Raw genomic sequence first — 24,709 nt, forward strand, 5'->3', positions numbered from 1 at the left:
TAGGAGTCTGTCGGACTTGAGATCGTCCTACTCGGCAATTACTCCTGCATTGCTCTACCTCCTGCATCCATGCAGTCGTGCGCCGGCGGGTAATCGGTCCAAATTCCCCCGGTTTTTCGTCACATAGACACCACTATGATCCTCAAAACCATGAAAATTTGGCCTCGATTCCCCACTCGGCTCGCTACGGACGCTCAAGCCCGACAGACCCCTAGGGGTTTATCCTTGCAAATAGGGAATGTTAATCCACAATTGCAAGCATGATTACCCGCCTTCTGCAATCCGAGTTGACCCTTGCCCTGGCCGAAACGCCCGCCGTTGCCCTGCTTGGCCCCCGCCAAGTGGGAAAGACCACCCTGGCCTGGGCGGTGTCGCAAACCGGGAACGCCATCTACCTCGATCTGGAATCGGAGGGGGATCGGGCCAAGCTGGCCCAGCCGGAACTCTATTTTGGGGATCACCGGGACAAGCTGGTCGTATTGGATGAAATCCATCGCTCGCCGGGGTTGTTCCCGATCCTGCGGGGCATGATCGACCGCAACCGCCGGGAGGGGCGCACGGGGGGGCGGTACCTGCTTTTGGGCTCGGCCAGCCTCGACCTGCTCAAACAATCGGGGGAGAGTCTGGCGGGACGTATTGCCTACCTGGAGCTGACCCCCCTGAACATCCTCGAAACCGGCCCCGAAGCCAACGACACACTGTGGTTGCAAGGGGGATTCCCCGAGAGTTTTTTGGCCTCCCACGCAGCAAGTTCGCGCTGGCGCCAGAATTTCATCCGCACCTATCTGGAGCGGGACATCCCCCAGTTCGGCCCCCGCATCGCCGCCGAAACCTTGCGTCGCTTCTGGGTCATGCTGGCCCATCACCACGGCGGCTTGCTCAACGCCGCTCAATTCGCCCGCAACCTGGGGGTGGACGGCAAAACCGCCACCGCCTATCTCGATCTCTTGAACGATCTGTTTCTGGTGCGTCGCCTCCAGCCCTGGCACGCCAACCTGGGCAAACGTTTGGTCAAGTCGCCGAAGGTCTATGTTCGCGACAGCGGCTTGGTCCACACCCTGCTTGGCATTCGCGACAAAGAGACGCTCCTGAGCCACCCGGTGGTGGGGGCAAGTTGGGAGGGCTTCGTGCTGGAAAACCTGATCTCTTGCGCCCCCCGCGATTGCCAGCCCTTCTTTTACCGCAGCAGCGGCGGGGCCGAAATCGATTTGCTTTTGCATTGGCCCGACGGTCGACTGTGGGCCATCGAAATCAAACGCAGCCTGACCCCCAAGGTCGAACGGGGCTTTCACGCCGCCTGCACCGACCTGACCCCCCAGCGCCGCTTCGTGGTCTACCCCGGCACGGAGCGCTTCCGAATCGGCGATGGGATCGAGGCGATGCCCCTCTACGATCTGGCCCGCGACATTGCCGGGGAACACGTCGGGTAACACCCCCCAGCGCCAACAAAAAAGGGGCTCCGAAACGGAGCCCCTTTTGTTTTGCTGCCTGCCGCCCCGTGCTCAGTGCGACATCCCCTCCATCGCCATCGGCTTGACCTTGGGCATCGCCCGGATCAGCGCGATGGTGCGGCGCACGCTCTGGGCCAGGTCGTGCACATAGGCCATCTCTTTCGATTGTTCGGGGCTCATCCCCGCCTTGTGCATGGCGGCCATGGTGGGGGAGTCGATCACCTCGTTGAGCACCTTTTCGGCCCCGTCGAGCATCATCGCCCCGTGGTGGCGGGTCTGCTCATCGACGCCGGGGGCCATCCCCATGTCGCCCAACATCAGCAGATTGCCCCCCTCGGCCGCCATCTCGCTGGCGTGCAGGATCATCACGTGCATGTGGTGCATCACCATGTCGTGGTCGCCGTGCCCCTTCATCGGTTCGGCCGATGCGGGGGCGGCAATCATCAGGGCGCCCAGGGTCAGGGCGGCGGCGGCTTGGCGGATGGTTTTCATGGTTTGAACTCCTCGGTCGGAACGCATTGAGATGAAACGAGCGGAAAACGGCTCCACTGCAACTTCGCGGCCAGCATGATCGGCCAAGTCGAAACGACCGGATAGCCCCGACGCCTCGGCGGTATCGCCCCCTCCCCCCTCTCAACCCCACAACGACCGGCCCCCATCTGCGCCACCCCCCGCACCCGCTCTGCGCCATATGCCGCATATGTTCCCCGGCAGCCCCACGCCATACCGCAAAAAAACCCGTCTTTCCGCCCTTTTTACCCCCTGGCACATCGCTTGTACCTACCACCCCAAGCTTCTTCTGGATGGTTCATCTTCATGCGCGTCCTCCAGGGGTGCTTCTTCCCGATCTTGGCCGGCCCCCGCCTCAAAACACCCGCGTGGGGTCGGCCCTTTTTTCGGCCCTCTTCAATACCCAACCCAAAAACCCACGAGAGCGTCCATGATCCACACCGTCCGTCGCCGCCACCTGATCCTGGCCTTGGCCGGGGTCGCCCTGCTGCCCTCTGCCGTCCACGCCGAGAATTTGGGGACCATCCGGGTCGAATCGACCACCATCGACGACCGCTTCGAGGCCCGGCGCGGCGAGCCGGTGGGGATCGAGACCATCGACGGCAGCCAGGTCGACGCCGCCCACGCCGAGAACATCCAGCAGCTACTGCAAGGCATACCCGGCATCACCACCGAATTCGATTCGGGCGACACCCTCAAAATCCACATTCGCGGCATCGAAAACCAGCGCTTCATGGGTGAAAAACCGGGGGTCGCGGTGGTCATCGACGGGGTGCCGGTCTTCGAGCGCACCGGCAAGGTCAACATCGATCTGGACAACATCGAGTCGATCCGGGTCATCAAGGGGGGGGCCTCGTTCCTCTTTGGCGAAGACGCCCTCTCGGGGGCGGTCATCATCACCACCAAGCGCGGGGCCAGACATGCGGGGGTCACCGCCGCCGCCGAGGCGGGAAGCTTCGACTACACCAAGGGAATGCTGCGGGTCGGCACCGCCCAGGAGGGGTTCAACGCCTTCGTGCAGGCCAACGCCCGCAAATCGGACGGCTACTACTACCAATCGGGCTACCTCACCCAAAACGTCAGCGGCAAGGGTCAAATCTACCTGAGCGACGACGCCGACCTGACCTTCGGCGCCGAGGTGGCCCACCGCAAAAAGGACAGCCACGGCTCGGTCAAGGGGGTGACCCAGGCGGCGCTCGATCCCCAGAGTGATCAAGGGCGGGACTACGCCCGGATGTTCAACACCCGGCTCGACAAGTACTTCGCCACCTACGCCCTGGAGGGCAACCGCAACAATTTGATGGTCACCGCCTACCGCTACGGCGACCACACCAACTTCTCGTCCGCCCCCCAGAACTACACCGCCACCGGCGCCGCAGTCACCGACATCGACGCCTACACCAGTTACAACGACTACCGGCAGACCCAGGCGGGGGTGAAGAGCGAGCTGCGCGGTTCGGGCGATCTGGGCTGGATGGTCGCCCTCGACCTGCGGGCCAACACCTACATCAACCAGTCCAAATACCTGGTCGACTTCAAGTCCTCACCCTTCTCCCCCGCCGTCAACACCGCCGGGACCGTCACCGCCGACGACACCACCAAAGAGGGGGTGCAGGCGCTGTATGGGGAGTTGAAGCTCCCGGCAGGCGCCGATCTGACCTTCACCCTCAACGGACGCTACGACCACATCAAGCTGGACTACACCGGCAACCCCACCGCAAAACACACCAACACCCTGTCGCTGAATAAAGCCTTTGACGTCGCCTCCTGGCGGGTCGGGGCCAACTACGACCTGGGTGGGGACGACGAGCTGTACGTGAGCGCCTCGACCGGCTTCCGTACCCCGACCGTCGATCAACTCTTCGCCGGGACCATCTCCCCCACCGGCACCACCGCCAGCAACGAGGGGCTCAAGCCGGAACAAGCGCTCAACTACGAACTGGGCAGCCGCTTCCACGGCAACGGCTGGACCCTGGAGGGGGCGCTGTTCTGGGTCGAGCGCAAGGACTTCATCATGAGCTCGGTGGGGCAGTACTCGGTCACCCCCAGCGGGACCACCGCCCAATGGGCCAACATCGGCGCCGCCCGCAGCAAGGGGCTTGAGCTGGCCGCCCACACCGACACCGCCGCGCCGCTGGCCTTCGATCTGGCCTACACCTACCTCGACGCCAGCTTCACCCAGTACGACAACTTCTATCTGGTGCTCGGCAGCCGCTACGTCGCCAACCCCACCGTCGTTCACTACAACAACACCGGCAACACCGTTCCCCGCACCCCGAAACACCACCTCAACGTCGGCATGACCGCTCGGACCTCCGGCGGCGGCTTCACCCTGCGGGGCGAGGTCGATGCGATCTCGTCGTATTGGGCCGACGAGATCAACCAAGAAAAGATAGGGGGACACGCCAGCGTCAACCTGCTGGGAACCTGGCGGATGCAGGGGGCCGGGGGCGATTGGGAGCTGTTCGCCCGGGTCGACAACGTGCTCGACACCCGCTACTTCAACACCGCCCGCAGCGCCTCGGGGGACGGCAACGGCGATGGGGTCTACAACGCGGAAGATCTCTCGATTGTGGTCAATCAGGGGCGGACCTATACCGCCGGGATCACCGGGAGGTTCTGATGAACAGCCTGAAAAACGCAGGATTGATAGGACTCGCGGCCCTTCTGGCCATCGCCGCCCCCGCCCAAGCCATGACCTGGGAAACCGCCCCCATCCAGCGTGGCAAGCCGGCCATGAGCGCAAACTCCCTCGCCGGGACACCCGCAACCGGCCACGCCCCCGTGGGGATGCCGCAACCGACCTATCTTTTGCGGGACGGCGAGGGGGCGACGGCGGTGCTGTGGGCCCCCGATCTGGCCGCCACCCCCCTGACCCCGGTGGGGGAGCGCTTCACCCCCCCCGCCACCGGGATCGACTACTACCACCTGCTCTGGGCGCAGCGGCTGCAGGGCGGCGTCATGGAGACCGCCACCCGCTGGTACGCGGCCCACGGCAAACCGAGCGGCCACTCCCCCAGCGAATTGACCGGCGCCGCCCGCGCCGGTCTTGAGGTGATCCCCGATCCGCTGCCCCGGGAACACTGGCGCTACCAAGAGGAAAAACCGGCCGCCTTTCGCGTCAGCCTCGACGGCCAGCCACTGCCGGGGGCCACGGTGCTGCTCAAAACCGCTCAGCACACCACCCTTGAGGGGCGCAGCGACGCAGCCGGGCGGGTGGTGTTCACCCTGCCGCTCGATCTGCTGGTCCCCAGCGCCGACGCCCCCAAGTCCCCCTTCGACCGAGGCCCCAAGGGGGCAATGAAGGTGCGCGCCGAAACCGAGCGCGGCGGCATCCGCTACATCGCCACCTTGAGCGCCGACTACTACGGGGGGCTCTCCCGCAACCATTCATTGGATTGGGGCTGGAAGGGGGCGGTGGGGGGCTTTGCCTTGGGCTTGATTGTGCTGTCGCGGCGAAAGGCAGGTGCGTCATGACGATCAACGTCTCATTGCTGCGCAAGGTGGTGCAGATCGCCTTTTTTCTCTTCTTGGTCTACGGCTCGGCCATCGTCGGCTTCTACGCCGCCGACAAAATCAGCGGCAACCTCCCGGCGCTCGCCTGCGCCTACGACGCCACCACCGCCGACTACTGCACCTTGATCCCCTTTCAGCACCAGATGGATCACCGGGTCGGGGGCTGGCTGAGCGACGGCGGCCCCTGGATCCCCGCCCTGCTGCCGACCCTGACCACCCTGGGCGGATTTCTGCTGTTGTTCGTGGTGCTCAACAAAGCCTTCTGCGGCTGGATCTGCCCGCTGGGGACTTTTCAAGAGCTGGTCCACGGCCTGTCGACCAAGCTGGGGATCGTCCCCCAGTGGCCACTGCGCGAGGGGACGGTGAAGAAAACCCGTCCCTGGAAGTGGCTGCTGCTGGGCGGGTTTGTCTTCGCCCTGCCGCTGCTCACCGGCATGGGCATCACCCCCCACGAGCTGGGCAGCCCCTTTTGCACCATCTGCCCCAGCCGCTTCATGACCACCCTGATGGGGGGCGACCTGAGCCAGTTCGCGGTGGCGACCGATTCGGCGCTGGGGCTGGCGCTGTCGCTGACCGGGGTGGCGCTGTTCGGCGGCATGACGGCGCTATCGTTGGGGGTCAAACAACCCTTCTGCCGCATCTGCCCGATGCTGGCGCTGCATGCTCTGTTCCGCCGGTTGGGACTGCTGCGTTTGGTGAAGACGGCGACCCCCCGCTGCGCCAAGTGCAACCTGTGCGCGGGCGCCTGCCCCATGGACATCCGCGAGATCGCGGTGGCCGGGGTCGCCGAGGCGGGGCAAGCGGTGAGCAACGCCGCCGCCCAGGAGGGGCAAGCGGTGAGCAACGCCGCCGCCCAGGAGGGCGAGGTGAAAGAGGTCGCCGCGAAACCGCTGCACATCACCCACGCCGATTGCACCCTGTGCGGCCGCTGCGTCGAGTTCTGCCCTGACGCCGGGGCGCTGCAACTGCGGTATGCCGGGATGCCGGTGTTCACGTCGGATCCGGGTTATTTCAAAGGGCGCAAGAAGAGCCAGAAAGCGTGGGAAAAAAGCTCGTTGTTGGGGTGGTGGCGGGGGCGCGGGGGGTGAGGATTGGCCGCAACGCCACCTGCGGACTTCGTGCAACCGCCCCTCACCCCGACCCTCTCCCCGCTGATGGGGGGAACGGTCTGGCGCTGAACCGTGGGGGTGGCCTCGACCGGCGAAACGCCTGGTTCGAGCAGACGCCACCCCAACCCCCGGTCGGTTCGATCTGGGCAACGTCAGCCCTCTCCCCAGACCTGGGGAGAGGGTGGGGGTGAGGGGGGGTTCATGGTGGGAAGGGGGGAGCCGACGCAGGGTCTTCACGAGGACGCAGCCTGCCCAAAATCACCGTTTGGACCCGCACTGCAGCCCCCTCACCCCGACCCTCTCCCCCTGGGGGGGCGAGGGGGAAAACCACCCACGCTTCGCCCTCCCTTCGACGGGCGCCACCCCAACCCCCGGTCGGTTCGTTCGGGGCAACATCAACCCCCTCTCCCCAGAACTGGGGAGAGGGTTGGGGTGAGGGGTGGTTCATGGTGGGAAGGGGGGAACCGACGCAGGGTCTTCACGAGGACGCAGCCTGCCCAAAATCACCGTTTGGACCCGCACGGCAGCCCCCTCACCCCGACCCTCTCCCCCTGGGGGGGCGAGGGGGAAAATCTTCCCTTCGCTTCACTCAAGGCGAGCGCCAGCGGGGCCTCTACAACCGAGATCAACCGGTTGGGCTGGGTGTAAAAGCCCGGTCTTCCGGGCGAACAGGCCAGCCCAACCCCCGGCCCTTTCGTTCGGGGCAACATCAACCCCCTCTCCCCAGAACTGGGGAGAGGGTTGGGGTGAGGGGTGTCGCCCGTGAGCGCCCACCCAACCCACAACCCGAATCCTCACCCCTCCTACCCAACACCGGCCAACCCATACCCATGACTGAAACCCTCGCCCTCTCCCTGCCCGCCGCCCTGCTGCTGGGTCTCGCCTTCGGGGCCGGTCCCTGCCTGCTCACCTGCCTGCCCTACGCCGGGCCGTTGCTGACCCTGCACGGGGGCGAGAGCACGGTCCGGCTGGGGGTGCTCCCCTTTTTGGCGGGGCGACTGACCACCTACACCACCCTGGCGACCCTGGCGGGATGGGGGGGGGCGACGCTGCTCCAGGCCTTTCCCCAAGGGGGGGTCACGGTGCTTTTGGGGGGGGTCACTGTGGCGGCGGGGGTGGCGCTGTGGCGCAGCGGTCAAGGGTGCCAACACCCCGCACCACCGGCCACCGAAGGGGTGGCGCCGATCCGGCGCCGCCCCGCCCCCAAACCGGCCACCCCGCTCACCCTCTACCTGATGGGGGCGACCCTGGCCGCCTCCCCCTGCATCCCCTTGAGTACCGTGCTGGCCGCCGCCGCCGCGAGCGCCTCCCCCTGGTTGGGCGGGGGGATGGGGCTGGCGTTTGGACTTGGCGCCGTCGCGGTTCCGGGGCTGGTGCTGGCGGGATTGGCCGGTTCGGGGGGGGCGCGGATTCGGGCCGAAATCGGCCCTTACCTCCCTGCCGCCCGGCGGGGGGGCGCATTGCTGTTGCTGCTGTTGGGGAGCGCCACCGCCCTGGGTTGGGTCGCCCCATGAACCCCGCGCTTCCCCGTTTTGACCCCTCTCCGGCCCAGCGCCGGGTGCTGCATCTGGGCATCGCCCTATCGCTGCTGCTGCACGGCGCCCTGTTGTTGCAATACCAGGTGCTCCCCGCGCTGGCCGCCCCCGAGCAGGCTGGGCCGGTGACGGTGTCGCTCCTCCCCCCGGCGCTGGATCCCCCCATCGCGCCGCCGGAAGAGATGAAGCCCGAACCGCCCCCACCCCCGCCCCCCAAACCCAAGGAGGAGGAGCCACCGCCGCTGTTGCACACCCAGGCCCCCACCCCAGCGCTCGCCCCCCCGCCTCCCCCCAAGGGGGTCGAGGAGGTTGCGGTCGAAGAGACCATCGCGAAGGAGGTCGAGGAGGAGGTCGCGCAACCCCAAGCCGATCCCACCCCCACCGTCACCGCAGCCGCCCCGCCCCCCCGTGCGGTCGCCTCCCCCGACGAACGGGCCGCCTTTTTGGGACGGCTGATCGCCCATCTTGAGGCCCACAAGTTCTATCCGAACACGGCGCGGCGACGGGGAATCGAGGGGGTGGTGCGGCTGGGGTTTTGGTTGCAGGAGGGGGGAGGGGCGGTCCATGTCGAGGCGGACGGCGGGGTGGGAAGCCTGTGTGCGGCGGCCATGGAGGCGCTGGAGCGGGCGCTCCCCCTGCCCGCCCCCCCCGAGGGATTTACCCTGCCGATGAAGATCGAGGTGGCGCTGGAATACCGGCTGCGGTGAGGGGGAAACAGGCCCGCCCCGGTGTAGGAGGCCCGCCCTCGGGCCGAGGGTTTTGGTTCGGGGAAGGAAAGGCTTTGGTTCGATAATCGCGCCGGGACGGCGCTCCCACAAAAGCGCCGCTCCTACGAAAAACCCCATCGCTTGAGCCCTTCGTAGGAGGCCCGCCCTCGGGCCGAGGGTTTCGACCCCTCAATCCCGGAAGACAAACCCCTTGTCGCGGATCAAGCGCAAGCAGGCGTCGACCACCTCGGGATCGAAGAGGGTCCCCCGATTGGATTCGATTTCGTCCAGCGCCGCCTCCATCCCCAGGCTGGGGCGGTAGGGACGGTGGGAAGAGATCGCCTCGACCACATCGGCCACCATCAATATCTTGGCCTCGGGCAGGATGTCATCCCCCTGCAAACCCTGGGGATAGCCGGAGCCATCGAGCCGTTCGTGGTGTTGATGCACGATCTCGGCGATCGGCCAGGGGAAGTGGACCGGCTTCAGAATCTCGTACCCCGCCTGGGCATGGGACCGGACGTATTCGAGTTCGATGGGGGTCAGCCGGCTCGGTCTGCTCAGGATCTCGGCAGGGATGTTGATCTTGCCCACATCGTGGACCACCCCGGCCAGATACAGCGCTTGGCAATGTTCGTCGTCCCAACCCAGATCATGGCCGATGGCCAGGGCCAAATCGGCGACCCGGCGTTGATGGCCAGCGGTGTAGGGGTCGCGCATTTCGACAATGGCGGCCACCGTTTGCACCGTTTCGAGCAGGGTGTTGCGAATCTGTCGCTCGTGCCCGGCGTGGGCCTGTTGAATGCGCAGCATCCGCACCCCATAGGCCAGATCGCCCGCCATCTCGTTCAAAATGGCGACCTCCCGGTCGCCGAACACGCCCAGGGCGTCGTCGAGCAACACCAAGACCCCGAAGGGGCGTCCCCCCTCCATGAGCGGCAGGGCAACGCACGAGGAAAAACCAAACCGGCGGGTCTCGGCGATCCAGCGTCGGTCTCCCGGATGAAGCTCGACGTTGGGCACGAGCTGGATCTCGCCGGTACGAATCGCCTCCCCCGAGGGGATCGCCTTGCGCCCCTCCCCCCCCCAGGTCAGGGTCAGGGCATCAAGGTAGCCGTTGGCCTGACCGGCCCAGGCCTGGGGTTCGATGGTTTTGCCGGGATCGTCCAAGGCGTAGCCGATCCAGGCGAAACGGTACCCCCCCTGTTCGACCGCCGCCCGGCACATCTCCCTTAGCAGCACCCCCTCCTCCTTGGCATGGATGAGGGCCGAATTCCCGGCGCCGATGGTGCGCAAGGCGATGTTGGCCCGCTGGAGCTCCAATCGGTTGTTGTGCTCCTCGGTGACGTCGGCGTAGATCCCGAGCACCCCACGCACCGCCCCCTGCTCGTCGTGCAGCGGCACCTTCGAGGTGCGCAGCCAGATCTCCCCCCCCTCGGGGGTGGTTTGGGGCTCTTCGAAGTCGAGCTTGGGGGTGTCGGAATCCATCACCGCCTTGTCGTCGCTCCGGTACAGCTCGGCCTGATCGCGCCAACCCATGGCGAAGTCGTCCTTGCCGAGCAGTTGCTCGGGATGCTCAAGCCCGGCGTCGCGGGCGAAGAGGGTGTTGCAACCCAGGTAGCGAGAGTTGCTGTCCTTCCAGAAGACCCGGTGGGGGATGTTCTCGACCACGGAACGCAGCAGGTCGTGGGATGCCTGCAATTCGGCCTCGTGTCGCTTGCGCTCGGAGATGTCGCGCACCGTGGCCAGCAACAGGGGGGCGCCGTCGACCTCAAAGGGGGTCAGCATCGCCTCGACCGGGAAGATGGCGCCGTCGCGGTGGCGGCAAAGCCACTCGAAGGGGGCGACGGCACCACTCAACGCCTCGTCGATCAGTCTGCGCGCACCCGCCATCGGCTCCTCTCCGTCCGCTTGCACCGGCGCGGAGATGTCCATGGGGCTCAGGCCGCGCAGCGCTTTCAGGTTGCCCAGTCCAAACAACGCCAAGGCCGTCGGGTTGGCGTCGATCAGGACGAGGGCGCTGCGATCCAGCACCACCAAAGCGTCGCGGGATGACTCAAACAGGGTGCGGTAACGCTCTTCGCTGTCGCGCAGGTCGGCCTCGGCCTGTTTGCGGACGGTAACGTCGTTGTAAATGGCCACCACATCGCCTTGATCGAGCCGGAAGATGTGGTTTTCCCGCCAACCTTCGACACGGGTGTCGCGGTAGATCTTCGGCTCGAAATCCTCCGGCTGACCGGTCTGCCACACCCGGCGCAGCACGTCGAGCAGACCAAACGCCTCCACCCCTGGGAACACCTCGGTCACGCGCCGCCCGACCACCTGCCCCCGTGCCAGCTTTTCGATCTGCTCCGCCCCCGGGTTGAAGTCGACAAAAACAAAATCGGCCCCCTCCTCAACCGCCCGGTAGATGGCAATGCCGCTTCTGGTGTTGTTGAAGATGCCGCGCAGCCGGTCTTCGCGGTCGTGCAGCAGGAGCTGGCTGCGCCGCTCTTGGGTGATGTCGTCGAGGATGTGGACCGAATGCAGGGGGTGGCTTGCGTCGTCGCACACCACGAAGGCGCGGGAGCGGTAGACCCGCTGCCCCACCGTCACCTCCTCCTGACTTTCGGCGCAGTGCGTCAGGGCTTGCTGGCAACTGGCCAGCGGCCCCGGCAGCAGGGGGAACACGGTGTAGTAGGGTTGGCCGACGATCTGATCGTAGGGGCGATCCGCCAGGCGCTGGTAGGCCCGGTTGGCCCGCAGAATGCGGAACTGCAAGTCGTGCATAAACACCGCGCTGTCGATGGAATCCAGGGCGCTGAGCCACTCCCGATGGGCCGTCTCGACTTGGCGGACCTGCCCTTCGAGCTCGGCAATGCGGCGCTGCAACTGCTCGGAGTCGTTCGACATCGCATCCTCCCTTTCGGCGACGGCGGGGGCCGTAGCGGGTGTCGAAACCTGCAAGAGGGATCACACCACCACGGCACCGCCTGAACAACCCCTCACCCCACCCGCTGCCCCTCCCAAAGCCTGGCCCGCACCACCTTTTCGCGGTGGCGGGCCGCCTTGGGGTCGTCCATCGGGTACCAAGCGGCGGCCCAATCGTTGTTCAGACACCCCGCCTTGGGGATGAGCCGAGGGGCGGGGCCGTCGTGGCGCAAATCGCGCACCTTGAGGTGCCAGGTTTCGGGGGCATTGCGGGGGATGCGGGCGAAATCGTCGGTCAGTGTCGCTTGGGCCAGCTTCTGCGCCTGACCGGGATTCTCGGCCGCCACCTGCACCACCGCATGAAACCCCATCGCCACCGAACGACGCACCGGGAAGATCCCCAAGATACGGCGCGGCAAGACCACATCGAGGTTTTCGGCTTGGAGCCAAACGGAGTAGATCGAAAGGGTCATGGGGGTCTCGGGTTGAAGATCGAAGGCGACCCTCGGCAAGAGAGCCTGCATCGAAAATTTGTAGGAGCGCCGCCCTCGGCGCGATGACGCGATGACGCGATGAATGATTGCCTTCCTTCCCAATTCGAACGGGCGCGCCCTCGGGGCTCAATAATCGCGCCGAGGCGGCGCTCCCACAAAAACCTTGGTTTTTCACTCCACCATCGCCAGCCACCCCGCCACCTGCACCACCGCATGAAACCCCATCGAGGTTTTCGGCTTGGAGCCAAACGGCGTCGATCAAAGGAGACCCTCGGCAAGAGAGCCTGCATCGAAAATTTGTAGGAGCGCCGCCCTCGGCGCGATGACGCGATGGCGCGATGAATGATCGCCTTCCTTCTCAATTCGAACGGGCGCGCCCTCGGGGCTCAATAATCGCGCCGAGGCGGCGCTCCTACAAAAACCTTGGGTTTTCACTCCACCGTCGCCAGCCACCCCGCCACCTGCACCACCGCATGGCAAGACCACATCGAGGTTTTCGGCTTGGAGCCAAACGGCGTCGATCAAAGGAGACCCTCGGCAAGAGAGCCTGCATTGAAAGATTTGTAGGAGCGCCGCCCTCGGCGCGATGACGCGATGACGCGATGAATGATTGCTTTCCTTCCCAATTCGAACGGGTGCGCCCTCGGGGCTCAATAATCGCGCCGAGGCGGCGCTCCTACAAAAAACCTTGGTTTTTCACTCCACCGTCGCCAGCCACCCCGCCACCCCCACCACCGCATGGCAAGACCACATCGAGGTTTTCGGCCTGAAGCCAAACGGCGTCGATCGAAGGCGACCCTCGGCAAGAGAGCCTGCATCGAAAATTTGTAGGAGCGCCGCCCTCGGCGCGATGACGCGATGAATAATTGCCTTCCTTCCCAATTCGAACGGGCGCGCCCTCGGGGCTCAATAATCGCGCCGAGGCGGCGCTCCTACAAAAAACCTTGGTTTTTCACTCCACCGTCGCCAGCCACCCCGCCACCTGCTCGATGGCCTCGTCGTCCATCTCGGCGACCGCCCGCGCCATGATCGAACCCGGCGCCCGCTGGCCGTCGCGGTAGGCGGTCAGGCTCACGATCAGATAGCCCAGCGGCTGACCGGCGATGCGGGGGAAGACCCCCTGCCCTTGCCCTTGGGGACCGTGGCAACCGGCGCAGCGCGCAAACGCCTCGATCCCCCGCGCCTCCTCCAGCAAATCCAAGGGGGGCTCGACCGCTTTGGGGGGCAGGGTGGCGAAATAGGCGGCCAGGTCGTCGATCTGCCCGTCGTTCAAGGTGGCGGCGACCTGCCCCATCGCCCCGCCCCCCTCGCCCGCCATGCGCAGTGCGCGCAGCCGCTGCTCGACATAACGCACCCCCTGCCCCGCCAGACTCGGCCACTCCGGGTTTTCGCTCACCCCCCCAGCGCCGTGGCACTGGAAGCAGGTTTTCTTCTCGGGCCCCACCGGCTGGGTTGCCAGCGCTTGCCCCCGAATCGCATCGCCATGCCCGGCCAAAGCCACCGGATGACTGCGTTGATGGGTCAGATTGGCGTGGCAATCCAGGCAGCTTCCCTGCCCCGACAGGGCCGCCTGATGCTGCGGCAGCGTTTTGGGGAAGGTCGCCCCCGGCGCCTCGTGGCAGGCGCGGCATGAGGCGCCGCCGTCGGCGACCATCCGCGCCCGCTCCTTGATCGCCAAGGCGGGGGCGAGGGTGCGGTTGTTGTAATCCTGATCGCGCAGGGCGATCTGCACCCCCTTCCACTTTCCTGCCTCCAAGAACATGTGGCTGAAGAAGGTGGGGACCGAATGGGGGGCGTCGTGGCAATTCACGCAACCGGGCTTGAGATCGGAGGCGCTCATGCCGTGGGCGCTGCTACGGAATTCCTCGGCGGCCGAGGGGTGACACTCGGCGCAGCCGACGGTCACCCCAAACGGTTTTTCGGCCCCCGCTTGGGGATTGAAGGTGGCCTCGTCGCCGTACCAGGTCTCATGGCAGAAGGCGCAGGTGGCCGGATCGTCGAACCAGGAATGAACCCCCGGTACCGGCATCAGCCCTAGCTTGCCGACACCGATCAGCACGACCAACACCACCGCAGCCACCAAGCCGTAGGCGATTTTTTTCAGTTGGGCATCACCACCACGAAGGCGGGCCCATAACGCTTTGAACCGTTCCATCATCCCTCTCATGCCTGCCCCCCAATCACCACCTGGCCATACACGTCCCCGGCCTGGGCCGCTTCGATGCGCACCGGGGTGCAGCGGGCCGCCAGCCCCGTCTCGGGGTCGAAATGGGGGGCGAGCAGATCCATGGGGTGGACCCCCCGGTCGCTCCACCACAGGTTGTGGGCCAGATCGGCGTCGGGGGAGTCGATGGGGCCGTTGGCCTCCCGATGTTCGGGGCCGGCATGGCCAGCCGCCACCGCCCCCCCTGCCCAATGCCCCCCTTGAGCGTGCATCGCCACCACCTCGGGGTGAATCGTCTGGGTCAGCCGCGCCTGACCGACCAAATACCCCTGAACCGAGATCACCCGGATCAAGTCGCCATCCTCAATCTGTAAAAGGCGGGCAATCCCAGGGTTGATCTGCACGTGGTTGGCCATCTGCTGCTCGGCGATCAGTTTGTGGTTGGCGGTCACGTCCCCATCGCCAACCTCGGCGGCGTGGACGATCAACGTCAGCCCCCCCGGCTGCGCCACCTCGGGGGGCGCCTCCCACTCGGGCAGGGCGCCCAGCCTCATCTTGGGGGGGGCGGCGGGGAAGGTGGGCAGCGGCGGATAGCCGTCATCGTCGAGCACCTGACGGCTTTGGGGATCGAAGCGGCCATAGAGGGGCCAAATCCCAACCTTGGGCAGCACAGCCTGCCAGCCCCCCTCCTCTTCCAACCCCTCTACCCCATCGAGCTGGGGGGCGAGCCACTGGGCGGGATCCTCGAAATTCCAATACTTTTGCGCCGCTTCGGGACGTGAGCCCCGCAGCAGATCACGCAGAATGACCGCCAGCGCCAGCGCCCCCCCCGGCGGGGTGCGGGCGGGCTGACGGGCGCCGACCCACGGCAGCAAGGTCGCCTGCCCAGTCACCGCCTCATGCCGCTCCAGCCAGTGGGCCTCGGGGAGGATCCAGTCGCACAGATCGGTGGTTTCGCTACGCCGGGTGGCGATGGCAACCGTGGTGCCGATGGCATCCTCCTCCCCCAACCAGCCCCGCCACACGGCGGCGGCGGGTTGATCGAAGGCGGGATTGGCCTCATGCACCACCAGCAGATCGAGGTAAGGCGCCTGCCAGGGGAGCTGCTCCCCCGCTGACATGGGGGATGCAGGGTCGGCCTTGGAGGTGGGGGGCTCGGGGGTGATGGCACCCAGCTCGAAGCCTCGGGGTTGCGCGAGTCCTCCCGGTTTTTCGACCGATCCGGCCAGTAGGGCGAGCAGGGCGATCCAGCGTTCGGCGCCCCCCCCGCCGCTATGGGCAATCGCCCCCGCCCCGGCGATCACCGTCAGGGGGCGGATGCGGCTGACCTCGTCGCCGAGGGCTTCGAGGGTTTTCAACGGCAGGCCGGTCGCTTCGGCAATGGCGTCCAAGTCGGTATCGTCGAGCAGACTGCCGAGCTCCTTGGGATCGAGCCCCCCAAGCTTGGCGGCGGCGGTCACATCGGCGCTCTCGTTCCACACCATTTGGGCGGCCAGCGCCCGGGCGAGCAGGGCATCGGTGCCGGGACGGATGGGAATCCAGCGTTCGGCGGCCGCAGCGGTGCGCGACAGGCGGGGGTCGATGGAGATCAAGCGCGTGCCAAAACGGCTGCGCCCCTGCATCAGGTTGGCCCCCCACTCGGGGTGGCTGCGCAAGAAGTTGGCGCCGAAATCGAGGACCAGCCCCGCCCTGGCCACATCGGCCACCGGTGCCTCGACCCCCCACACCGCCTGCCACACCTTGGCCCGCCCGGCGGCAAAACCGAGGGTGAAGTGGTGGGGGGTGGCCAGGGTGCGGGCAAAGCGGTTCCACAGGGTGGTTGGAGCGCGGGGGCCGGTAAGGATTACGGTGCCCGTAGGTCGGGCACGGGCCAGTTCCGGGGCCAATTCTGCCAGTGCCTGATCCCAGGTGGCGGCTTGGTACTGTCCGCTGCCGCGTGGACCGGTGCGCCGCAGGGGGGTGGTCAGCCGGTCGGGGTCGTCGGCTTCGAGCACGGCGGCCACATGGGCAACGCCCGCCCGACCCAGGCTGGCCGGTGCATGGGGGATCCCCGAGATCGCCACGACGCGGGGGCCGCTTCCCCCGTCCATCCGCACGGGGGCAAGAGGGTCGTCCTCTTGCCAGGCGATCAGAGGGTAGGGATTGCCGAAGGCGGGGGATGCCGTGAAAACCGGCGTGCGCAGCGCCCGCTTGAAGTTGTGGTACCGCGCCCCTTCGGCCCCCAGGGGGGCGGCGCGGGCTGGAATCGGGGTCGCCAAGGCAGCGGCCGCCGCGACCGAAACTGCGGCGCTGCTGAGTAAGAACTGACGGCGGGTCAGGGTGTGGAGGTCGGACTTGTCCGACACGACCTCACGGCCCGTCACCGCCCCCTCCTCAATAAAACGTCTGAACATAAAAGCCCCCCATCACCCACCAGATGCGCATGCCGATGATCCCTGTCGTCGCCATAAAGCAGGCGGTCAGCACCACCGGGTACTGCCGACCCACCTTGGGCCAGGCCAGCAGGGTGAGCGGCAGCAAAAGTCCCCAGACGATCTCGATCCAGACGAACGGCACCTGGAACGGACCGAGCAGCACCTTGTAGAAGACCACCCACTCCTCCCCCCGTCCGTAGGTCATCTGCAAGAACTCGTTCAGCAGCAAGAAGAGGTCGAAGACGATCCCCCACATCATCAGGCGCGACAGCCCGACGATCAGCTCGGGGGCGACTTGGTTTTCTTCACCCACCCAGCGGTTGCGCAGCGCCAGCATCAGGCAGAGAAAGCCGATCCCCGAGACGAACGCGCCGGTAAGGAAAAGAATCGGGGCGGTGGCGGTGTGGTTGGGGTCGAGGCCGGGGATGAGCTGGGTGACCACCCCGGTGTACCAGTGGGTACCGATGGCCAGCACCACCGCCAGGATGCCGAAGCGTTTGGCCCAGACCACGTCGTGCCGCCAGACAAACCAGGCGTAGACCATCATCCCGAAGGTATAGGCCATAATCAGGCAGGTCCCCCACATCATCGGGGCCGACCAATGGCTGAAGCTGGTCAAGAAGAGCAGGTGGAAAAAGCGCCACAGGTGGCCCAGGTCGAAGACCAAGAGCACCGGGACGATCAGCAGCAGCACGATGGCGGTGATCGCAGAAAACAAAGAGATCGGCTTGTACTTGGGAATCCCGAACACCCAGCCGAGCGACGAAACCACAAAAGAGCCCGCCGAGGCCCCCACCAGGTAGAAGTAGATGGCAATCGGGATGCCCCAAGTGGCGTGATGCATGGCGTTGGCAACGATTTCTCTTTCCATGTCAGCGCCCTCCCCCGAACAACTTACTGGGCACATCGCGCAAGAAACGCCCCAGGTTGGTCAAGGTCCGCCCGATGAAGTCGATTGGACCGGTCTCCCCTTCGATGTAATCCCCCTCCAGCTCTTGGTGATGGCGCAGGTAGTCGCGCTTGCGTTCGGCGAGCTGGGCGCTGCGATCAAGGTAGGAGTCCGCCGGGTCGCTCAACCCCTGATCGAGGCCAATGTAGAAGACCATGGGGTTGGTCCCCATGTCGGGGCGCAGGTTGGAAACCCGGTTGACCGCCACCAGCCTGGCCACCGCGCTCTCGCGGTCGTTGAGATCGCCGTAACTCAGCGCCCCATGGGGGCAGGTGGCGACGCAGACCGGCAGTTCTCCCCGACTAACCTGGGTGATGCAGCCGTCGCATTTATCGACCACGTTGATCGGGGTGCGGGAGTCGGCCCGGTGTTCGGGCAAGAAGTGGCGGGCGTTGTAGGGGCAGGTCGCCATGCAGGTACGGCAACCGATGCAGCGGTTGTAGCGCTGCAACACCTGACCATCGGGATGTTTGAAGGTCGCCCCGGTGGGGCAGTTGCGCACGCAGGGGGGGGAGTCGCAGTGGTTGCAAAAACGGGGCAGGTTCAGGTGTTGGACGTGGGGGAACTCGCCGGCCTCCTCCTCTTTGATCCACATCCGCCACTCCCCCAGCGGCACATCGAAAGAGGTTTTGCAGCTCACCACGCAGGCGGCGCAGCCGGTGCAGGCGCGCAGATCGACCACCATGGCGTAACGCCTGCGCCCGGCCACCCCCTGGCTGGGGGTGACCCCGTGCAGGCCGAGTTTTCGTTCCAACATGGCAACTCCCGAAGAAGAGGATCCCGTCCGAACCGGCGGGATTCCCACCGGTTCGAGAGTTCCGGGGGGGTTATTTCAGGGAGGTCAGCCATTCCAGAAGAACGGGAAACTCCTCTTTCATGAACTTGGTTTTGTATTTGAAAGCGGGCATCTCGGCCGTCCCCTTCTTGATGCCGTTGGTGATCCGATCCTCGATCAGCGCCTGATCCGACAAAGCCTGGCGCAGATCCTTCTTGGTGGCGTCGGCACCGTCGAAGGGGGGAACCCCCGAGATGGTGTGGCACTTGAAGCAGGTCTCCTCGAACACGGTGGGGCCATCGACCGGTTTCTTGGGGCGTGACTGCGCCTGGGTTGTCATCCCCCACACCACCACCAGCGTCAGCAACACCGTCACGGTTTTTTTCAGCATCTTCCCCTCCTTCAAAGGATTTGTGGGTAAAAGGTCGCCCTGGTTTTGCTTGGGTTTGCAGAACAACGGTTTCTGCCGGTCCCGGTCCCAGTACAGGGTCATCAAGCGGCGGCTGGCGGCACGGGTCCGATCACGGGGAGGGCACAGGATCACCCGTTACACCGTACTTGGCGATCAGATCTTGCGCCGTCAGCGGATGGGCGAAGAGGAACCCCTGGCCGATGTCGCAGCCGATCTCGCGCAGCACCTGAAGCTGGCCTTCGGTTTCGATCCCCTCGGCCACCACGCTGAACCCCAGGGTTTGGGCCATCAGCAGGATGGTTTTGGCGATGGCCTGGGCATCTTTGCTGTGGGCAATGTCGACCACAAAATCCTGGGCGATTTTCAACTCGTGGATCGGCAGGCGGCGCAAGTAGGCCAGGGACGAATACCCCGTGCCGAAGTCGTCGATGCTCAGTCGAACCCCCAGCGCTTTGAGCTCCAGCAGCGACGTTTGGGTTTGATGGGCATCCTGAACCAGGGCACTTTCGGTCAATTCCAGCACCACCCGCTCGGCTGCCAAGCTGTGCTGGCTGAGCAGGCGCAACATCAACGCCGGGATGTTGCTGCGCCGGAATTGCTGCTGCGACACGTTGATGGAAACCCTGGGAATCGGCTGCCCCTGCGCCACCCACTGGGCCATCTGAGCGCAGGCGGTGGCGGCGCACCACTCCCCCAAACGATCGATGATGCCGGCCTTTTCGGCCAAGGGGATGAACTTAGCCGGGGGAATCAGGCCGTCGCGAGGATGCTGCCACCGCGCCAACGCCTCCACCCCAATCAGGTTTCCCCGGGCCACATCCAACTGAGGTTGGTAGACCAGGTGCAGCTCGTTGTGCTCAATGGCGCTGCGCAGATCGGTTTCAAGCCGCAGCCGCTCGTCGGCCACCCGCTTGAGTTCATCGGTGAAGAAGTGGTGGGAACGTTTACCCCCATCCTTGGCTTGGTACATGGCGCTGTCGGCGTTTTTCAACAGGGTCTCGGGGTCCTGGCCGTCATCGGGGTAGAGGCAAATGCCCACGCTGGCCCCCGGAAAAACATTCTGCCGCCCAATGGAATAGGGGCGCAGCATGGCATCGGCAATACGGTGGGCGGTCATTTCGGCCTCGGCCGCACTGGAGTCTTCGATCAACAGGGCAAATTCATCCCCGCCGAAGCGGGCCACCGTATCCCCCACCCGCACACAACCACGCAGCCGAAGGGCGATCTCTTTCAGCAGGGTATCGCCCGCCGCGTGCCCCAGGGAATCGTTGATGATTTTGAAGTTGTCCAGGTCGATGAACAGGATGGCGAAGGTGTTTTCGGCCCGTTGCGCGTGGGCGATGGCCTGATGTAGGCGGTCCATGAACAAAGCGCGGTTGGGCAATTCGGTCAGTTCGTCGTGGGTGGCCAAAAACTCAACCTTGCGCTGAGACTCCTTAACCACCGAGATGTCGCTGAAAATCCCCACGTAGTTGATGACGTTCCCCTCGGGGTCATTCACCACGTTGATGGTGAGCCACTCGGGGTACACCTGCCCCCCTTTGCGCCGGTTCCAGATCTCCCCCTGCCACCAGCCATGAGCGTTCAGGTGTAGCCACAATCCTTGGTAAAAGGCGGCATCGTGTTTGCCGGACGACAGCAACCGGGGGCTGCGCCCGATCACCTCCTCAGCGGTATAACCGGTCACCTGGGTGAAGGCGGCATTGACGGTCAAAATCTTCTGGTGGGCATCGGTGACCACAATCCCCTCCCCCGCCCGATCAAACACCCGCGCCGCCAAACGCAGTTGATCCTCGGCGTGTTTGTGTTCGGTCACGTCCACCGCCTGGGTGCAAATGCTGTAGACCACCCCGTCTTCACTCAGCAGCGGGAAGCGGATGGAATGCAGAAACCGCTCCCGATCAACCGACAAGGTGAGTTGATCTTCAAACTCCATCGGCTCACGTAAACGCACAACCTCAAGCTCTTTGGTGCGGAAATCATCGGCGATTTTTCTAGAGAAAATCTGGGCGTCGGTTTTGCCAAGAACATCCTGCGCCTTCAGATCGAAGAATTTCTCAAACTTCTGGTTCACAAATTCGTACCGACCCCCCAAATCTTTTAACCCGATGATGGAGGTTGAGTTGTTCATGATCGCCAGCAGGATTTCCCGGTTTTTACGCACATCCCGTTCGGCCACCAGACGGTCCGTATGGTCGAGCAACACCACAATCGCCCCGCGATGGTTGCGTGCCTTGGTTTCGTAGGGGGAGACGTGCAGCAGGTAGTGGCGCTCGTTGGAAAACACGTGGGTTTCGCTGCTGCGGTTATCGGTAATTGCCGCGCGGATTTTCCCGGTAAAGTCTTGCATTCCCGGCGGGAGTTTAATGCCCGCCAGGGATTGCCGAATCGAGGCGTTCGACAACGAAAACAACGCTGCCGCCGGACTGTTGAAGCGGACCAATTCTAGATTGGAGTTGCACACCATGATGGGGAAACCAACGCAGTTTTGAATGTTTTCCAGGTCGTTGAGCAAATCGGCCAATTCCCCGGAGCGCACCTGCAATTCCTCGTTGACCGTGGTCATCTCTTCGTTGGTGGATTGCAATTCTTCGTTGGCCGCCTCCAGCTCTTCGTTGGAGGACTGCAATTCTTCGTTGGCCGCCACCACCTCTTCGTTGAGCGCCTGCATCTCTTCGTTGGAGGTCTCCAGCTCTTCGATCACCGTTTGCAACCGCTCCCGGGTCGAAATCAGCTCCTCCTCCAGTTCTCGCACATTGCGCCCGGCATCGGAGTGGGCGTCGGGGGTTTCCCCATCCCCCGACGCCGTTCCAACGAGGGGCAACTCTTCGAAACACACCAAAAACAGGGGGCTGATCCCACCGCGATCCAGGGGATGCACCGCCAGACGGACCTCGTGGGTCTCTTGGCCCACCTTCAGGGTATGGGGGCGCCCAAACGAAGATTCCTGCTTGTGTTCGGCGTGATGTTGCAGCAGTTGCAGGTCGGCCCGCAGATCCCGGTGCAGCAGGTGTTGCAGGTTGAAGTTGGGTTTACCCGGCATCACCGCCAGGTAGGGCGTGACGTTGCCATGGATGTGCAGGATGTCGAAATTGCTGCTGATCAATACCGTGGCCGGGACGTAATGGCGCACCGCCTCTTCCAGAAGGCGGGTTTCGGAGTCGGCCACCATTTTGGGGGGGGAGCGCTCCCCCACATCGGGCAAACGAAAGGCCGATACGGTCAGGCGCGATTCCCCGGCGCAGCGCCGGTAGATGCGGGCCGATTTGTCGACCACATCGAAGAGCCCCTCCTGCTGGAAAATCCCCTCCGACTTGCCCAAAAACAGCAGGGCGTTGGGGTTGAGGCTGTAGTGGAAGGTGGCCAACACCTTGGCCTGCAACTCGTTTTGCAGGTAGATGAGCATGTTGCGGCAACTGACCAAATCCAGCCGCAGGAAGGGGGGGTCTTGGACCAGATCTTGGCGGGCCACCACCACCATGTCGCGCAGCAGGCGGGAGACCTCTAGGCGGTTGCCCACCTTCTGGAAATACCGCATCGCCAACCCCGGTTCCAGATCGACCAGGGCGCTTTCGGCGTAGGAGCCCTTGCGGGCAATGGTCAAGGCGTTGGTGTCGATGTCGGTGGCAAAAATCTGCACCCGAAACTGCGCCAGACTGGGGCCTAGGGTTTCGGCCAGCAAAATGGCCAGGGTGTAGGCCTCTTCTCCGGTGGCGCAGGCCGGAACCCAGATGCGGATTTCATCGCCGATCCGCTTGCCCTGAATGACGGCACGCAACTGGGCCCGCAACGCCGCAAACGCTTCGGGATCGCGGAAGAAGGCGGTCACCGAAATCAGGATGTCTTTGCCCAGGTGGTCCAGCTCTTCGGGGTTGCTTTCGATCAACTCCAAGTAGCTGTCCAGGTTGTAGACGTGGGTGGCGGCCATGCGCCGTTCGATGCGTCGCCACAACGTCCCCTCTTTGTAGCCCGAAAAATCGATGCGGGTTTGCTGCTTAACCTTCATCAGCAGCTTTTTTAGGGTGGTTGCCGCAATGGGGGGTTTGTCGGCCACCGCCACCGTCCCATGGGAACGGGCGACGATGGCGATCTCTTCGGCAATACCCTCTGGGGGCAACACCCAGTCGACGCAGCCGGTGTCGATGGCCGACTGGGGCATCCCGTTGTACTTCGCCGTTTGCGGATCCTGGGCGAAGGTGTACCCCCCCGCCGCTTTGATGTCGCGCAGCCCCGAGGCGCCATCGCTGCCGGTGCCGGAAAGGATCACCCCAATGGCGTCCTCCCCTTTTTCTTCGGCTAGGGAGGTCAGGAAGATGTTCACCGAGGGGCGAGGGGTCGCCTCACGCGGCCCCTCGATCAGCTCGAAACACCCCTCCTTCAACTTAACGTTGCTGCTGGCCGGAGCGACGTAAATGGTGTCGGGCTCCGGTCGCAATCCGTGTTCTACCTCTTGCACCGCCATGGCGGTTTCACGCCCCAGCAGTTGCACCATCATGCTGCGGTGGGTGGGGGAGAGGTGCTGCAACACCACGTAAGAGATGCCCAGATCGGTGGGCAACGCCGCAATCACCGCCGAAAGGGCCTCCAGCCCCCCCGCCGAGGCACCGATGCCCACCAGGTAGGGGCGGCTGGCCTTCGGGGAGGGGGGGGGAGCAGCGGGGGGGGCAGCTTGTGCAGGCGAATCAAGGGTGGCGGGGGCAGCGGAACGCCGTTTGGAGGGGGCACGACTCATGGGGACGTTCCTGTGTAGGGGGTGATCGGAAACCGCTGCAAAACGCCCACCGTATTGACGCATTTTCAATGCGCCTTCAACGTCAAAAAAGCCAACCACCTAAAGGATCTGACCGCTGCTTGTCGGCGCCCAGTTGAAGACAGGCGAGCAGAGGGTGTCAAGCGTTTGTTACAGTTTGTTCATGATACCGCCGCTAAGCACCAACACCCCGAGGGGATCGCCTTCGGGGCGGCGCCCCACCTACGACGACGTCGAGGAGGCGTCCGTCGGCAAGGCCGACCGCGACGCTGTGCTTGCGGCTGCCGACATCAACGCAGACGCGAATGCGGTGGTGGGGGGGGGTGTTCATGGCGTGGCCTGCATCGGTCAGATGCACCGGTTCGTCCGCCGGTCTCGTTGACTTTCGAAAGCCACATCAGAAGGCTGATCGGCACCATCCCGGTCGACCCAACGGACGATGCAAGGTGGCGGAGGCGGCATTTCAAGGTCGCGAGAGCCAAGGCCACCGCCCCCAGGAGCCACACCCCCGCCAAGAGGGGTGCTAACGCCGGGGGGGGAGATCACGTCACTTTGCTGGAAAATCCGCTGGCAGACCCCAATGATGCACGTTCAGGTTCAGATGCTGGGGACGCATTTGAGCTCGAACCACATCGAGCAGGCGGGAGTGTCGTAGTAATTGCGCGGGGGTGTCGTCATAACTGGCCTCCATGTAAGCAAAATCAACGCGTTGGATTGACACGAGACGGATTATGCGACAACTCTTTTCGGTAGTTATGCGACAGTCCTGTCGCATAAAACAAAGTTCCACTGACGACGCAATAAATGGCGGGTTTTTCCGCTAAAAAATGACCATCGAGATTCGGAAAAACGTTTAATTATCCGGGAGCACTCAGCGCTGCACGTCAAGTAAGCTTGGACGAGACAGCGCTGAGTGCTCCCGGTATCAAAAAGTTTCGAATCATCATGTTCATTATTATCGAAAAGTGAGATGCAATGGGGCAGGTCATCGCAATGGAACCGATCACTTCAGT

16 protein-coding genes are annotated in these 24,709 nt (G+C 64.6%); 7 read left to right on the top strand and 9 right to left on the bottom strand.

Features of this window, described 5'->3' with window-relative positions:
* Positions 1-260: 260 nt before the first annotated feature.
* Positions 261-1,430 carry an ATPase gene (locus tag AUJ55_02485; GenBank protein OIO60100.1) on the top strand — a complete coding sequence of 390 codons (1,170 nt, stop codon included), beginning with the start codon at positions 261-263 and terminating at the stop codon, positions 1,428-1,430.
* Between the two features lie 72 nt (positions 1,431-1,502).
* Here AUJ55_02485 and AUJ55_02490 read toward each other — a convergent pair whose 3' ends face one another.
* On the bottom strand, positions 1,503-1,943 hold the full coding sequence (locus tag AUJ55_02490; GenBank protein OIO60101.1) for a hypothetical protein: 441 nt from the start codon (positions 1,941-1,943) through the stop codon (positions 1,503-1,505).
* Positions 1,944-2,391: 448 nt separating this feature from the next.
* Here AUJ55_02490 and AUJ55_02495 point away from each other — a divergent pair, with 448 nt between their 5' ends.
* The 5 genes from AUJ55_02495 (at position 2,392) to AUJ55_02515 (ending at position 8,828) form a co-directional block, all read left to right on the top strand.
* On the top strand, positions 2,392-4,584 hold the full coding sequence (locus AUJ55_02495; GenBank protein ID OIO60102.1) for a hypothetical protein: 2,193 nt from the start codon (positions 2,392-2,394) through the stop codon (positions 4,582-4,584).
* On the top strand, positions 4,584-5,438 hold the full coding sequence (locus tag AUJ55_02500) for a hypothetical protein (protein ID OIO60103.1): 855 nt from the start codon (positions 4,584-4,586) through the stop codon (positions 5,436-5,438). Before AUJ55_02495 ends, AUJ55_02500 begins: the two co-directional genes overlap by 1 nt.
* On the top strand, positions 5,435-6,565 hold the full coding sequence (locus AUJ55_02505) for a hypothetical protein (GenBank protein OIO60104.1): 1,131 nt from the start codon (positions 5,435-5,437) through the stop codon (positions 6,563-6,565). Before AUJ55_02500 ends, AUJ55_02505 begins: the two co-directional genes overlap by 4 nt.
* 851 nt (positions 6,566-7,416) lie before the next feature.
* Entirely contained in the window at positions 7,417-8,100 is a 684-nt protein-coding gene (locus AUJ55_02510) for a hypothetical protein (protein OIO60105.1), read from the top strand.
* Positions 8,097-8,828, top strand: a complete 732-nt coding sequence (locus tag AUJ55_02515; protein ID OIO60106.1) for a hypothetical protein — start codon at positions 8,097-8,099, stop codon at positions 8,826-8,828. Before AUJ55_02510 ends, AUJ55_02515 begins: the two co-directional genes overlap by 4 nt.
* A 189-nt stretch (positions 8,829-9,017) precedes the next feature.
* Here AUJ55_02515 and AUJ55_02520 read toward each other — a convergent pair whose 3' ends face one another.
* From AUJ55_02520 to AUJ55_02555, 8 genes are all read right to left on the bottom strand, one after another.
* On the bottom strand, positions 9,018-11,720 hold the full coding sequence (locus AUJ55_02520) for a hypothetical protein (protein ID OIO60107.1): 2,703 nt from the start codon (positions 11,718-11,720) through the stop codon (positions 9,018-9,020).
* 92 nt (positions 11,721-11,812) lie between these two features.
* On the bottom strand, positions 11,813-12,262 hold the full coding sequence (locus tag AUJ55_02525; protein ID OIO60108.1) for a hypothetical protein: 450 nt from the start codon (positions 12,260-12,262) through the stop codon (positions 11,813-11,815).
* 922 nt (positions 12,263-13,184) lie between these two features.
* On the bottom strand, positions 13,185-14,387 hold the full coding sequence (locus tag AUJ55_02530; protein OIO60109.1) for a hypothetical protein: 1,203 nt from the start codon (positions 14,385-14,387) through the stop codon (positions 13,185-13,187).
* 8 nt (positions 14,388-14,395) lie between these two features.
* Positions 14,396-16,759, bottom strand: a complete 2,364-nt coding sequence (locus tag AUJ55_02535) for a hypothetical protein (GenBank protein ID OIO60110.1) — start codon at positions 16,757-16,759, stop codon at positions 14,396-14,398.
* A 10-nt stretch (positions 16,760-16,769) separates the two neighbouring features.
* Positions 16,770-17,681 carry a hypothetical protein gene (locus tag AUJ55_02540; protein ID OIO60111.1) on the bottom strand — a complete coding sequence of 304 codons (912 nt, stop codon included), beginning with the start codon at positions 17,679-17,681 and terminating at the stop codon, positions 16,770-16,772.
* A gap of 1 nt (position 17,682) precedes the next feature.
* Positions 17,683-18,516 (bottom strand): hypothetical protein, encoded by an 834-nt coding sequence (locus tag AUJ55_02545; GenBank protein OIO60112.1) that lies wholly within the window; start codon positions 18,514-18,516, stop codon positions 17,683-17,685.
* Between the two features lie 70 nt (positions 18,517-18,586).
* Positions 18,587-18,925 carry a hypothetical protein gene (locus tag AUJ55_02550; GenBank protein ID OIO60113.1) on the bottom strand — a complete coding sequence of 113 codons (339 nt, stop codon included), beginning with the start codon at positions 18,923-18,925 and terminating at the stop codon, positions 18,587-18,589.
* Positions 18,926-19,055: 130 nt separating this feature from the next.
* Positions 19,056-23,564: a hypothetical protein gene (locus AUJ55_02555; protein ID OIO60115.1), complete on the bottom strand. Its 4,509-nt coding sequence runs from the start codon at positions 23,562-23,564 to the stop codon at positions 19,056-19,058.
* A gap of 295 nt (positions 23,565-23,859) precedes the next feature.
* On the opposite strand from AUJ55_02555, the gene AUJ55_02560 reads away from it, so the two are divergent.
* On the top strand, positions 23,860-24,078 hold the full coding sequence (locus tag AUJ55_02560; GenBank protein ID OIO60114.1) for a hypothetical protein: 219 nt from the start codon (positions 23,860-23,862) through the stop codon (positions 24,076-24,078).
* The last annotated feature ends 631 nt before the right edge of the window (positions 24,079-24,709 follow it).

Source organism: Proteobacteria bacterium CG1_02_64_396 (assembly GCA_001872725.1).
Lineage (GTDB): Bacteria > Pseudomonadota > MNWR01 > CG1-02-64-396 > CG1-02-64-396 > CG1-02-64-396.